The organism is Neisseria sp. HMSC058F07, assembly GCF_001810035.1.
In the GTDB taxonomy this organism is placed as follows: domain Bacteria; phylum Pseudomonadota; class Gammaproteobacteria; order Burkholderiales; family Neisseriaceae; genus Neisseria; species Neisseria perflava.
Map to the genome: position 1 here is coordinate 286,129 of NZ_KV799663.1, position 12,996 is coordinate 299,124.

General features: G+C 52.9%; 12 protein-coding genes. 8 read left to right on the top strand and 4 right to left on the bottom strand.

Annotated features, from left to right (window positions below; translation table 11 throughout):
* Positions 1–94: 94 nt before the first annotated feature.
* The 3 genes from dapD to fur all read right to left on the bottom strand — a co-directional run bounded on the left by dapD (position 95) and on the right by fur (position 2,500).
* Positions 95–916 carry a 2,3,4,5-tetrahydropyridine-2,6-dicarboxylate N-succinyltransferase gene (dapD, locus tag HMPREF2696_RS01625; protein WP_004520923.1) on the bottom strand — a complete coding sequence of 274 codons (822 nt, stop codon included), beginning with the start codon at positions 914–916 and terminating at the stop codon, positions 95–97.
* A 262-nt stretch (positions 917–1,178) separates the two neighbouring features.
* Positions 1,179–1,925: a leucyl/phenylalanyl-tRNA--protein transferase gene (gene aat, locus HMPREF2696_RS01630; RefSeq protein WP_070587610.1), complete on the bottom strand. Its 747-nt coding sequence runs from the start codon at positions 1,923–1,925 to the stop codon at positions 1,179–1,181.
* Positions 1,926–2,002: 77 nt separating this feature from the next.
* A complete protein-coding gene (gene fur, locus HMPREF2696_RS01635; protein WP_003682812.1) occupies positions 2,003–2,500 on the bottom strand; it encodes a ferric iron uptake transcriptional regulator in 498 nt (165 codons plus the stop codon).
* Positions 2,501–2,651: 151 nt separating this feature from the next.
* Here fur and HMPREF2696_RS01640 point away from each other — a divergent pair, with 151 nt between their 5' ends.
* From HMPREF2696_RS01640 to gyrB, 4 genes are all read left to right on the top strand, one after another.
* A complete protein-coding gene (locus HMPREF2696_RS01640) occupies positions 2,652–3,047 on the top strand; it encodes an outer membrane protein assembly factor BamE (RefSeq protein ID WP_070587613.1) in 396 nt (131 codons plus the stop codon).
* A gap of 9 nt (positions 3,048–3,056) precedes the next feature.
* Positions 3,057–3,866 carry a 4-hydroxy-tetrahydrodipicolinate reductase gene (dapB, locus tag HMPREF2696_RS01645; RefSeq protein WP_070587563.1) on the top strand — a complete coding sequence of 270 codons (810 nt, stop codon included), beginning with the start codon at positions 3,057–3,059 and terminating at the stop codon, positions 3,864–3,866.
* An 89-nt stretch (positions 3,867–3,955) separates the two neighbouring features.
* Positions 3,956–4,843, top strand: coding sequence for a 50S ribosomal protein L11 methyltransferase (prmA, locus tag HMPREF2696_RS01650; RefSeq protein WP_004520996.1), 888 nt, complete (start codon positions 3,956–3,958; stop codon positions 4,841–4,843).
* Positions 4,844–5,037: 194 nt separating this feature from the next.
* Entirely contained in the window at positions 5,038–7,428 is a 2,391-nt protein-coding gene (gene gyrB, locus HMPREF2696_RS01660; protein ID WP_070587567.1) for a DNA topoisomerase (ATP-hydrolyzing) subunit B, read from the top strand.
* A 205-nt stretch (positions 7,429–7,633) separates the two neighbouring features.
* On the opposite strand, the gene queA is transcribed toward gyrB, so the two are convergent.
* Positions 7,634–8,662 (bottom strand): tRNA preQ1(34) S-adenosylmethionine ribosyltransferase-isomerase QueA, encoded by a 1,029-nt coding sequence (gene queA / locus HMPREF2696_RS01665; RefSeq protein WP_004520993.1) that lies wholly within the window; start codon positions 8,660–8,662, stop codon positions 7,634–7,636.
* A 357-nt stretch (positions 8,663–9,019) separates the two neighbouring features.
* Here queA and accB point away from each other — a divergent pair, with 357 nt between their 5' ends.
* From accB to katA, 4 genes are all read left to right on the top strand, one after another.
* On the top strand, positions 9,020–9,478 hold the full coding sequence (gene accB / locus HMPREF2696_RS01670) for an acetyl-CoA carboxylase biotin carboxyl carrier protein (RefSeq protein ID WP_070504010.1): 459 nt from the start codon (positions 9,020–9,022) through the stop codon (positions 9,476–9,478).
* 70 nt (positions 9,479–9,548) lie between these two features.
* On the top strand, positions 9,549–9,740 hold the full coding sequence (locus HMPREF2696_RS01675; RefSeq protein WP_003684175.1) for a YqaE/Pmp3 family membrane protein: 192 nt from the start codon (positions 9,549–9,551) through the stop codon (positions 9,738–9,740).
* A 29-nt stretch (positions 9,741–9,769) separates the two neighbouring features.
* Positions 9,770–11,131, top strand: coding sequence for an acetyl-CoA carboxylase biotin carboxylase subunit (gene accC / locus HMPREF2696_RS01680; protein WP_049344322.1), 1,362 nt, complete (start codon positions 9,770–9,772; stop codon positions 11,129–11,131).
* Between the two features lie 304 nt (positions 11,132–11,435).
* Positions 11,436–12,950: a catalase KatA gene (gene katA / locus HMPREF2696_RS01685; protein WP_049344324.1), complete on the top strand. Its 1,515-nt coding sequence runs from the start codon at positions 11,436–11,438 to the stop codon at positions 12,948–12,950.
* The last annotated feature ends 46 nt before the right edge of the window (positions 12,951–12,996 follow it).

Genomic DNA, 12,996 nt, shown 5'->3' on the forward strand with positions numbered 1-12,996 from the left:
AAAAAAAAACAGGCAGAACATTCTGCCTGTTTTTTTGTTCAAAACTAACCATAGAGTGAGCATACCACCCTCAATCAACGTTATCGTTATCCGATTAGATACCGCGCAACAATTCGTTCACGCTGGTTTTCGCACGGGTTTGCGCGTCCACGCGTTTGACGATAACCGCGCAGTAGAGGCTGTGGCTGCCGTCTTTGGAAGGCATGCTGCCGGATACGACAACCGAACCTGCCGGTACGCGGCCTTGATAGATTTCGCCGGTAGTACGGTCAAAGATTTTGGTGGATTGACCGATGAATACGCCCATAGAAATCACGCTGCCTTCTTCGACAATCACGCCTTCGACGATTTCAGAACGCGCGCCGATGAAGCAGTTGTCTTCAATAATGGTCGGGCTGGCTTGCAGAGGCTCGAGTACGCCGCCGATGCCGACGCCGCCGCTCAAGTGCACGTTTTTACCGATTTGTGCGCAAGAGCCGACAGTCGCCCAAGTATCAACCATCGCACCTTCGTCAACGTATGCGCCGATATTGACATAAGAAGGCATCAATACGACATTTTTCGCCACAAAGCTGCCGCGGCGGGCAACCGCACCCGGAACTGCGCGGAAACCTGCGCTGCGGAATTCGTCTTCCGACCAATCGGCAAATTTAGTCGGCACTTTGTCGAAGTATTTGTTCACACCGTCGTTGAGGATTTCATTGTCCTGAATGCGGAAAGACAGCAATACGGCTTTTTTCGCCCATTCGTTGACTTTCCACTCGCCCACGCCCAGACGCTCGGCAACGCGCAGTTTGCCGGAGTCGAGTTGATGAATGGTTTCCAAAACCGCTTCACGCACTTCTGGGGTAACGGTATTCGGATTGATTTCGGCACGGTTTTCAAAAGCCGTTTCAATGATGTTTTGCAAAGACATGTTGATTCCTTCAAGAGATCAGGGCCGTCTGAAATCTATTCAGGCCACCCTATTACAAATATTTAACTTGTTATTTTGCCATGTAAAAGCGATTTCGTCAGCTATTAACATGATTATCGCCGAGCGTTACACGGCTGGATTTCGGCTAAGCCAAGATTTTCAGACGGCCTGTTCAAGTGAATGGAATCGCATTTATTTTCCAACCGGTTTCCCAGCCGCAATATGCAAACTGTCGATTCTGCCGACACGCCGTGCCGATAAATCAATCTTTGCCGCCAATCTTTTGCAGAAGATTTTCAGCCACCACGCCGCATTCGATATTCCGCTTTAACGGTTTCGCGTTCAAATCCTTCAAGGCCGTCTGAAAGTCGGCAAAATCCATCAACCGCGAACTGAAACGGCGCATATGTTCGGTATCCTGCTGACAGTCTATCAGCGCAACGCCCAAATCCGCCAAAAACGGTACGGCGCGGGCAAACGCAATCTTGGACGCATCGGGAAGCAAGGCAAACATCGACTCGCCATAAAACACGCAGCCGATTTGCACGCCGTAAAACCCGCCTGCCAATTGCATTTCACCTTGCTCATCCGGTAGCCAGCATTCAAACGAATGCGCATGCCCCTGATGGTGCAGCTTCAAATAGGCCGTCTGAAACGCAGGTTCTATCCACGTTCCGTCCTGTTCCGGACGCGGTACATTGGCGCAATGGGCAATCACTTTTTCAAAACAGCGGTTGACCGTTACCCGATACGGCTTGTGACGCAAAGTTTTGGCAAGCGAACGGCCGATATGCAGGTTTTCCGGCACAATCACGGCTCGCGGCGCAACCGCATACCAGAAAAACCAACCGTCGCGGCTAAACCACGGAAAAATCCCCTGCACATACGCCGACAACAGCCGCCCCGTATCCAAATCGCCGCTGACGCCGACCAAGCCGTCGCATTCCGCCAAAGCGTAAGACGGGTCGGGGAAACGATAATCCCGTGGCGCAAGAAAAGGAATCTTCATCGTAAAGCCCATAAAGTTTCAGACGGCCTCAGGCTGAAAATGCCCAAGGCCGTCTGAAAAATCAACATACAAACTGATTAACGTTTGGTTTTGGTTTGGCATTCGCCGCATACGCCGTACATATACAGCGCGTGGTCAACGATACGGTAGCCGTTTTCTTCGGCGATTTTGTCTTGCAGCGCTTCGATTTCCGGATTGTGGAATTCGGTTACTTCGCCGCATTTCACGCAGACGATGTGGTCGTGGTGATCGCCTTTGTCCAATTCATAAACCGCTTTGCCGGTTTCAAAATGGTGGCGTTGCAAAATGCCGGCCTGTTCAAACTGGGTCAGCACACGGTAAATCGTCGCCACGCCGATTTCCACACCCTCTTCCAACAGGATACGGTACACATCTTCTGCACTCAAATGCTCCTCGGCATGAGTCTCGAACAAGTCCAAAATTTTCAAACGCGGACCCGTAACTTTCAAACCGCTGTCTTTCAATTGCGCAATGTTGCTGAATTTTTCCATAATATTCAATATCCCTGTAAGGTAATAACCGTTATAATACGCACTTTCCGCCCGTTTGCCCACTATTGGGCCGTTAAAGGGCGGCAATCTGCCGCCGGTCTTGCAATTGAAAATCGGCGAAAAGAAAAATTAAGAAGATGATTATCGTTTGCTTTTTAAAAATATTCAAGCGATGATAAACATCTTTCCCGAAATGACACAGAAAGGTAAGCCCGTGAATAAAGCCTTATGCCTTGCCATCGCCGCTATTTTAGGTCTGGCCTCATGCAGTGCCGAGCGCGTATCCAACTTTCCATCCTACAAACTCAAAATCATTCAAGGTAACGAGCTCAATCCCCGCTCCGTGGTTTCCCTGCGCCAAGGTATGACCCGCGACCAAGTCCAACTGCTGCTCGGTACGCCACTCCTGCGCGATGCCTTCCATGCCGACCGCTGGGATTACACTTTCAACACCAGCCGCAACGGCATCATCAAAGAACAAAGCAACCTGACTCTGTACTTTGAAAACGACGTCCTCGCACGCGCCGAAGGCGATGCCATCCAAAAATCCATCGAAGCCGTTCAAGCCGGACAAAACATCGTTCCGACTACCGAAACCAACGCGAAATAAGGAAATCCCATGAGCGCATTGAAAATCGCCATTGCCGGCGTCAACGGTCGCATGGGCCGCGTTTTGGTTGAAGCGGTCAACAACCATCCCGATGCCGTCCTCTCCGGCGCACTCGAGCATTCTGGTTCGGAAGTATTGGGTTTGGATGCAGGCTTCGCCTCCGGCCTCAAAACCGGCGTTACCATTTCAGACGACGTGGATGCCGTACTGGCTCAAAGCGATGTCCTTATCGACTTTACCCGTCCCGAGCCAACCCTGAAACACCTGCAAAAATGCGTGGAAAAAGGCGTCAACATCATCATCGGCACGACCGGTTTTGACGATGCAGGCAAAGCCGCCATCCAAGCCGCAGGCGAAAAAATAGGCGTTGTCTTTGCAGCCAACTTCAGCGTCGGCGTCAACCTGACCTTCCATATCCTCGACACTGTTGCCCGCGTGTTAAACGAAGGCTACGACATCGAAATTATCGAAGGCCACCACCGCCACAAAGTCGATGCCCCAAGCGGTACCGCGTTGCGCATGGGTGAAGTCATTGCCGACGCCCTCGGCCGCGACCTCAAAGAATGCGCCGTTTACGGCCGCGAAGGCCACACCGGCCCGCGCGATCCATCCACCATCGGTTTTGCCACCGTCCGCGCAGGCGACATCGTCGGCGACCACACCGCCCTCTTCGCCACCGACGGCGAGCGCGTGGAAATCACCCACAAGGCCAGCAGCCGCATGACCTTTGCCGCCGGTGCCGTACGCGCCGCAGTTTGGGCAAACGGCAAAAAAGGCCTGTACGATATGCAAGACGTATTGGGTTTGAAAAACCGATAAACCCGCATCATCAGGTTTCATACCTTACAAGGCCGTCTGAAAGCACAACATCGATTTTCAGACGGCCTTATTAAAAAGAAAGCCCCACCATGTCCTATCAACAAATCACCATCAACGTCAACGATGCCGTCGCCGAACGCCTTGCCGACGCGCTGATGGAACACGGCGCATTGTCCGCCGCCATTGAAGATGCCTACGCCGGTACAGAAAACGAGCAGGCCATTTTCGGCGAGCCGGGCATGCCGACCGAACAAATCTGGCAACAAAGCAAAGTCATCGCCCTTTTCGGCGAAAGCGACGATGCCGCTTCCATTATCGAAGCCGCCGCGCAGGAATGCGGTTTGAACGATTTGAAATACACCGGCGAAATCCTTGAAGATCAAGACTGGGTACGCCTGACCCAAGCGCAATTCGACCCGATTCAAATTTCCGACCGCCTATGGATTACCCCGTCTTGGCACGAAGCGCCCGACGGCAACGCCGTCAACCTGCAACTTGACCCGGGTCTTGCCTTCGGCACAGGCAGCCATCCGACCACCCGCCTCTGCCTCAAATGGCTCGACACACAGCTCAAAGGCGGCGAAAGCGTATTGGACTACGGCTGCGGCTCAGGCATTTTGGCCATTGCCGCCCTCAAACTCGGCGCAGGCTCCGCCATCGGCGTAGATATTGACGAACAAGCCATCCGCGCCAGCAAAGACAATGCCGCGCAAAACAACGTTGACGCGCAGTTCTACCTGCCGGACGGCCTGCCGCAAGGCCAATTTGATGTCGTTGTCGCCAACATTCTGGCCAACCCGCTGCGTATGCTCGGCGAAATGCTTGCCGCGCGTACCAAACAAGGCGGCCGCATTGTCTTGTCCGGCCTTTTGGACGAACAAGTCGAAGAACTCAGCGGCATTTACAGCCAATGGTTTGACATTGAGCCTGCCGAAATCGAAGAAGGCTGGGCGCGATTGAGCGGTGTCAAACGCTAAACCTGTTTTCCGATACAAAGGCCGTCTGAAATTTAATCTTTCAGACGGCCTTTTTGCACTTAAAACGCTGAATATTCCAGCAAAATCAGGTATAATTGCCTATTATTTTGACCTTTCGGAACACATCCGCCGCGCCCGTTTGACATTTCATTGCGCGCACGGAAAAATTCCTTGAAATTCAGCAAGAAAAGACCATGACTGACCAAAAACACGAAGAATACGGCGCCGACAGCATACAAGTGCTGGAAGGCTTGGAAGCGGTACGCAAACGCCCCGGTATGTATATCGGCGACACGCAGGACGGCAGCGGCCTGCATCACATGGTGTTCGAGGTGCTCGACAACGCCATTGACGAAGCGCTCGCCGGACATTGCGACAAAATCACCGTAACCATCCATGCCGACAATTCCGTCAGCGTGGCCGACAACGGCCGCGGCATGCCGACCGGTATCCACCCGAAAGAAGGCCGCTCCGCCGCCGAAGTCATCATGACCGTCTTGCACGCAGGCGGCAAATTCGACAACAACAGCTACAAAATCTCCGGCGGTCTGCACGGCGTGGGCGTATCCGTCGTCAACGCGCTGTCCGACTGGGTAACGCTGACCATCTACCGCGACGGCAAAGAACACTTCGTCCGCTTCGTGCGCGGCGAAACCGAAGAGCCGTTGCGAGTGGTCGGCGATTCCGACAAAAAAGGCACGACCGTGCGTTTCCTCGCCAGCGCGGAAACCTTCGGCAACGTCGAATACAGCTTCGACATCCTCGCCAAGCGTATCCGCGAACTTTCCTTCCTGAACAACGGCGTGGACATAGAATTGATTGACGAACGTGACGGTAAACACGAAAGCTTCGCCCTTTCCGGCGGCGTGGCCGGCTTCGTGCAATACATGAACCGCAAAAAAACGCCGTTGCACGAAAAAATCTTCTACGCGTTCGGCGAAAAAGACGGCATGAGCGTCGAATGCGCGATGCAATGGAACGACAGCTACCAAGAAAGCGTGCAATGTTTTACCAACAACATTCCGCAACGCGACGGCGGTACGCACTTGACCGCGTTGCGCCAAGTCATGACGCGTACCATCAACAGCTACATCGAAGCCAACGAAGTGGCTAAAAAAGCCAAAGTGGAAACCGCCGGCGACGATATGCGTGAAGGCCTGACCTGCGTTTTGTCCGTCAAACTGCCCGATCCGAAATTCTCATCGCAAACCAAAGATAAACTGGTTTCCAGCGAAATCGGCCCTGTCGTCAACGAAGTCATCAACCAAGCCTTGACCGACTTCCTTGAAGAAAACCCGACCGAAGCCAAAATCATCACCAGCAAAATCGTCGATGCCGCGCGCGCGCGCGAAGCCGCCCGCAAAGCACGTGAAATTACCCGCCGCAAAGGCGTGATGGACGGTTTGGGCCTGCCGGGCAAACTTGCCGACTGCCAAGAAAAAGACCCTGCCCTGTCCGAACTCTACCTCGTCGAGGGCGACTCCGCAGGCGGCTCCGCCATGCAAGGCCGCGACCGCAAATTCCAAGCGATTTTGCCGCTCAAAGGTAAAATTTTGAACGTCGAAAAAGCACGTTTTGAAAAAATGCTGGCCAGCCAAGAAGTCGCCACGCTGATTACCGCTTTGGGCGCGGGCATCGGCAAAGAAGAATTCAATGCCGAAAAACTGCGCTACCACCGCATCATCATCATGACCGATGCCGACGTGGACGGCGCGCACATCCGCACCCTGCTCCTGACCTTCTTCTACCGCCAAATGCCCGAGCTGGTCGAACGCGGCTACATCTACATTGCCCAGCCGCCTTTGTACAAAGCCAAATACGGCAAACAAGAGCGCTATCTCAAAGACGAATTGGAAAAAGACCAATGGCTGCTCGGCTTGGCCTTGGAAAAAGCCAAAATCGTTTCAGACGGCCGCACCATCGAAGGCGAAGAGCTTGCCAATACCGCCAAACAATTCCTGTTGGCAAAAACCGTCATCGAGCAAGAAAGCCGCATCATTGACGAACTCGTCCTGCATGCCATGCTGCACGCTTCGCCAGTCGATCTCAGCACCGCAGAAAGCGCAGACCGGGCCGTTGCCGAATTGAGCGGCCTCTTGGACGAAAAAGAAGTCGCGCTCGAACGTATCGAAGGCCACGAAGGACACCAGTTCATCAAAATCACACGCAAGTTGCACGGCAATGTGATGGTGAGCTACCTTGAGCCTAAGTTCCTCAACAGCAAAGCCTACCAAACCCTTACCCAAACCGCCGCCGCACTCAAAGGCATAGTCGGAAAAGAGGCGAAGCTCTACAAAGGCGACAACGAATACGATATCGACAGCTTTGAAGGCGCTTTGGACATCTTGATGAGCGTTGCTCAAAAAGGCATGTCCATCCAACGATACAAAGGCTTGGGCGAGATGAACCCGGAACAACTTTGGGAAACCACGATGGATCCTACCGTCCGCCGCCTCCTGAAAGTCCGCATCGAAGACGCCATCGCCGCCGACGAAGTGTTCGTTACCCTGATGGGCGACGAAGTTGAACCGCGCCGCGCCTTCATCGAAAACAACGCCCTGCTGGCGCAAAACATCGACGCCTAAGCATGGAAAGATAAAAGGCCGTCTGAAAAACGATTTTCAGACGGCCTTTTTGTTTTGTGCTTTATTTCTTACAACTCAAATTCCAATAACTTCGCGTGTTTACTTCAATAATTTATTTTAATTCGCGTATTTTAGAGCGTTCCAACTGATTCGGATTCGGGACAACCCAAATAACCAGTTTGAAATGCTCCAATCCGCTTCAAATTTATTCCGCTTTCCCCAAAATCATCGCATCGCCATAGCTGAAAAAGCGGTATTCCTGTTCCACCGCATGACGGTAAACGCTGCGGATATGCTCCATGCCCGAAAACGCGCTGACGAGCATCAGCAAGGTTGATTTGGGCAGGTGGAAGTTGGTAATCAATCGATCGGCAACATTGAAGCGGTAGCCCGGCGTAATGAAAATATCGGTATCGCCGCGACCGGCTTTCAGACGGCCTGTCTCGCGTGCGGCAGATTCCAAGGCGCGCATGGAGGTTGTGCCCACCGCCCACACTTTATTGCCGCGCGCTTTGGCGGCTTCAATGGCGGCAACAGTCTCGGCCGGTACGTCAAACCACTCGCTGTGCATTTTGTGTTCCTCAATTTTATCGACGCGCACGGGTTGGAATGTGCCGGCACCGACGTGCAGGGTTACTTCCGCGGTTTCTACACCTTTGGCTTTCAGACGGCCCAATAATTCATCGGTAAAGTGCAAGCCTGCCGTCGGTGCGGCCACTGCGCCTTGGTACTTGGCGTACACGGTCTGATAGCGGCTGTCGTCTTCATCATCGGCCACGCGTTCGATATAAGGTGGCAAGGGCAGATGGCCGTTTTGCTCTAAAAGTTCGTAAACGGTTTGCTCGCCTTCAAATTTCAGGCAAAACAATTCTTCCGCACGCTCCATCATGACGGCACGGATATCGCCTTCAAAAATCAATTCTGTACCCGGTTTCGGCGATTTGGACGAGCGGATATGCGCCAATGCGGTATGCGCGTCCAATACCCGTTCAATTAGGGCTTCGATTTTGCCGCCGCTGGCTTTTTGGCCGAACAGGCGTGCCTTCATCACTTTGGTATTGTTAAACACCAGCACATCGCCCGGTGCGACATAATCGGGTAAATCGCCGAAATGTTTGTCTTCAATCGGCAATGTAGGCAAGGCAACCAGAAGCCTGCTGCTGCCGCGTACTTCCGGCGGATGCTGGGCAATCAGTTTTTCGGGCAATTCAAAATCAAAATCGGAAATATCCATTGTCGTGCATAATTTAAAAAAACAGGCGCCATTATACGCGCAAAGTGGGTTTTCAGACGGCATGTTTTGTCGAAAAACCAATAAATTAGAATAAACGCTCTTGGGGAAATCACTTTTTAACGAAAATCAGCGTTCCTTTCTTTTTTCGCCGAAAAACGCCTTTTTTCTATCTTTTACTGGACATTTACCGACAAGTTCGGGAAAATAGCCGGATTCATTTTTCAGGCTCCGCCCTGTTCCGACATTATTTAAACGCCGGATGGCAAACCAGCCTTCCGACGTATCAGGAAATCATCTAAAACCACTGCGGCGCATACCTAATATGCACTTTATATGCCGCGCAAAAAAGGAAAAGCAATGGATTTGCGTAAATTAAAAAAACTGATTGATTTGGTCGAAGAATCAGGCATTGCAGAAATTGAAGTTACCGAAGGCGAAGAAAAAGTCCGCATTACGCGTACCACTGCCGCCGCAGCTCCTATTTATGCTGCTCCGGCACCTGCCGCAGCCGCTCCGGTTGCCGCCCCTGCAGCTGCTCCGGCTGCAGCCGCTCCGGCCGCCGCCCCTGCCGCTCGCGATTTGTCCAACGCGCAAAAATCGCCTATGGTCGGTACGTTCTACCGCGCCCCCGGCCCGAACGCCGCCGCTTTCGTCGAAGTCGGCCAACAAGTCAAAGCCGGCGATACTTTGTGCATCATCGAAGCCATGAAGCTGATGAACGAAATCGAAGCCGAGAAATCCGGTGTCGTTAAAGAAATTCTGGTTGAAAACGGTACTCCGGTCGAATACGGCGAGCCGCTCTTCATCATTGAATAATCCGCTTTTTCAGACGGCCTTTAGCTTTAAGGCCGTCTGAAATTCCTTTTCTGTTCATTAAGGACAAACCATGCGTCTGATTTTGGCTATTTTCTTGCCTTGGTTGCAGTTTTTCACCATCGGCCGTCCGATTGCAGGCATCATCTGTCTGATTCTGCAATGTACGCTGGTTGGCTGGATACCGGCAGCCATGTGGTCGGTTTACGCCTTGAGCCAATACAAAACCGACCAAAAAATCCGCAACGCATTAGGCGGCCGCTGAGGCCGTCTGAACCATCCGGAAAGATTATCATGCTGAAAAAAGTATTGATCGCCAACCGGGGCGAAATCGCCCTGCGCGTCCTGCGAGCCTGCCGTGAAATGGGCATCGCCACCGTCGCCGTCCATTCCGAAGCCGACAAAGACAGCCTGCACGTCAAACTCGCCGACGAATCCGTGTGCATCGGCCCTGCCGCATCCGCACAAAGCTACCTCAACATTCCTGCCCTCATTGCTGCTGCCGAAGTAACCGAAGCCGACGGCATCCACCCGGGCTACGGTTTCCTCGCCGAAAACGCCAATTTTGCCGAACAAGTCGAACAATCCGGCTTTGTCTTCATCGGCCCTAAAGCCGACACCATCCGTCTGATGGGCGACAAAGTATCCGCCAAACACGCCATGATCGAAGCCGGCGTGCCTTGCGTTCCCGGTTCTGACGGCGCATTGCCAGACGACGGCGAAGAAATCCTTAAAATCGCCGATAAAGTCGGTTATCCCGTCATTATCAAAGCCTCCGGCGGTGGCGGCGGTCGCGGTATGCGCGTCGTCGAGAAAAAAGAAGACCTCCTCCAGTCTGTCGAAATGACCAAAGCCGAAGCAGGCGCGGCATTCGGCAACCCGATGGTTTACATGGAGCGCTACCTGCAACGTCCGCGCCACGTCGAAATCCAAGTGATTGCCGACGAACACGGCAACGCCATCTACCTCGCCGAGCGCGACTGCTCCATGCAGCGCCGCCACCAAAAAGTCATCGAAGAAGCACCGGCTCCGTTCATCACTGAAGAAGAGCGCGCCAAAATCGGCAAAGCCTGTGCAGACGCTTGCAAACGCATCGGCTATCGTGGCGCAGGTACGTTTGAATTCCTGTACGAAGACGGCGAATTCTTCTTTATCGAGATGAACACTCGCGTTCAGGTTGAGCATCCGGTTACCGAGCTCATCACCGGCGTGGACATCGTCCAAGAGCAATTACGCATCGCATCCGGCCTGCCTTTGCAATACAAACAGGAAGACATTCAAGTCGAAGGCCACGCGTTTGAGTGCCGTATCAATGCCGAAGACCCGTACAACTTCATTCCAAGCCCGGGCCTGATTGAAAGCTGCCACCTGCCTGGCGGCTTCGGCATCCGCGTCGACAGCCACATCTACCAAGGCTATCGCATCCCTCCTTACTACGACAGCCTGATCGGCAAAATCTGCGTCGTCGGTAAAGACCGCGACCAAGCCATGGCAAAAATGCGCGTTGCCCTTGCCGAGCTGGCGATTACCGGCATCAAAACCAATACGCCGCTGCACCGCGACTTGTTCAGCGACCCAGGCTTCCAAAAAGGCGGTGTCAGCATCCACTACTTGGAACATTGGTTGGAAGAACGCAAAGCCAAACTGGATAAATAATCCCTTGTTTTGACTAAAAATAAGGCCGTCTGAAACGCAAAATAAAGTTTCAGACGCCCTTTTTTCACAATTAAATTATTTATTAAAACTAATGATATTTAATAATTGATTTATTATATCTATTCTAAATCGGTTTCATAGTTCCAATAGTTAAAACCTTTCTGTATAGTTCTTTTAATAGTTAACAGCAAAAGGAAATAAAATGTCGATACAAGAAATTTATGAATGCCAAGAAACCGGCTACGAATATGCCTTCCGGCAAATTGTTTTATAAACCACTGACCATTTCACAAAGGAAATCATCATGACTGCCTCTAAATGCCCCGTAATCCACCTGACCATGAACAACGGCGCGCCTGTTGCCGACAATCAAAACAGCCTGACTGCCGGCCCACGCGGCCCGTTGCTGGCGCAAGATTTGTGGTTGAATGAAAAACTCGCCGACTTCGTGCGCGAAGTCATCCCTGAACGCCGTATGCACGCCAAAGGTTCGGGTGCATTCGGTACGTTTACCGTAACGCACGACATCACGAAATACACCCGAGCCAAGATCTTCAGCGAAGTCGGCAAGCAAACCGAGATGTTCGCCCGTTTCACCACCGTGGCAGGCGAGCGCGGCGCAGCCGATGCGGAACGCGACATCCGCGGCTTTGCGTTGAAGTTCTATACCGAAGAAGGCAACTGGGATATGGTCGGCAACAACACGCCCGTATTCTTCCTGCGCGACCCGCGCAAATTCCCCGACCTGAACAAGGCGGTCAAACGCGACCCGCGCACCAATATGCGCTCCGCTACGAACAACTGGGACTTCTGGACGCTGCTGCCCGAAGCCCTGCACCAAGTCACCATCGTCATGAGCGACCGCGGCATCCCAGCCAGCTACCGCCATATGCACGGCTTCGGTTCGCATACTTACAGCTTCTGGAACGAAGTGGGCGAGCGTTTTTGGGTGAAATTCCATTTCCGCAGCCAGCAAGGGATTAAAAACCTGACCAACGAAGAAGCCGCAAAAATCATCGCCGACGACCGCGAAAGTCATCAGCGCGACCTGTACGAAGCCATCGAGCGCGGCGAGTTTCCGAAATGGACGATGTACATCCAAGTCATGCCTGAAGCCGATGCGGAAAAAGTGCCGTACCATCCTTTCGACCTGACCAAAGTTTGGCCGAAAAAAGACTATCCGCTGATTGAAGTGGGCGAATTTGAGTTAAACCGCAATCCCGAAAACTTCTTCGCCGATGTGGAACAATCCGCCTTCGCACCGAGTAACCTGGTTCCCGGTATCGGCGCCAGCCCCGACAAAATGCTGCAAGCCCGTTTGTTCAATTACGCCGATGCGCAACGCTACCGTCTGGGCGTAAACTTCCGCCAAATCCCCGTCAACCGCCCACGTTGCCCTGTTCACAGCAACCAGCGCGACGGACAAGGCCGCGCCGACGGCAACTACGGCAGCCTGCCGCACTACGAACCCAACAGCTTCGGCCAATGGCAGCAACAGCCCGACTTCGCCGAACCGCCTTTGAAAATCAGCGGCGATGCGGCGCACTGGGACTACCGCCAAGACGATGACGACTATTTCAGCCAACCGCGCGCCTTGTTCAATCTGATGAGCGACGCACAGAAACAGGCTTTGTTCGACAACACCGCCGCAGCCATGGGCAATGCACCAGACTTCATCAAATACCGCCACATCCGCAACTGCTACCGTTGCGATCCGGCATACGGTGAAGGCGTAGCCAAAGCCCTTGGACTGAATGTCGAAGATGCCCAAGCAGCACGAGCCAACGACCCGGCTTTAGGTCAACCTGGTTTACTGTAAGGAGGCATTATGTGGATAGAAATTGAAGAAATCTTGTCTCAAGCTG

Bases quoted from the DNA above. Each gene is read 5' to 3' on its own strand.
- dapD (WP_004520923.1), bottom strand. From the start codon at position 916: ATGTCTTTGCAAAACATCATTGAAACGGCTTTTGAAAACCGTGCCGAA.
- aat (WP_070587610.1), bottom strand. From the start codon at position 1,925: ATGAAGATTCCTTTTCTTGCGCCACGGGATTATCGTTTCCCCGACCCG.
- dapB (WP_070587563.1), top strand. From the start codon at position 3,057: ATGAGCGCATTGAAAATCGCCATTGCCGGCGTCAACGGTCGCATGGGC.
- prmA (WP_004520996.1), top strand. From the start codon at position 3,956: ATGTCCTATCAACAAATCACCATCAACGTCAACGATGCCGTCGCCGAA.
- gyrB (WP_070587567.1), top strand. From the start codon at position 5,038: ATGACTGACCAAAAACACGAAGAATACGGCGCCGACAGCATACAAGTG.
- queA (WP_004520993.1), bottom strand. From the start codon at position 8,662: ATGGATATTTCCGATTTTGATTTTGAATTGCCCGAAAAACTGATTGCC.
- accB (WP_070504010.1), top strand. From the start codon at position 9,020: ATGGATTTGCGTAAATTAAAAAAACTGATTGATTTGGTCGAAGAATCA.
- HMPREF2696_RS01675 (WP_003684175.1), top strand. From the start codon at position 9,549: ATGCGTCTGATTTTGGCTATTTTCTTGCCTTGGTTGCAGTTTTTCACC.
- accC (WP_049344322.1), top strand. From the start codon at position 9,770: ATGCTGAAAAAAGTATTGATCGCCAACCGGGGCGAAATCGCCCTGCGC.
- katA (WP_049344324.1), top strand. From the start codon at position 11,436: ATGACTGCCTCTAAATGCCCCGTAATCCACCTGACCATGAACAACGGC.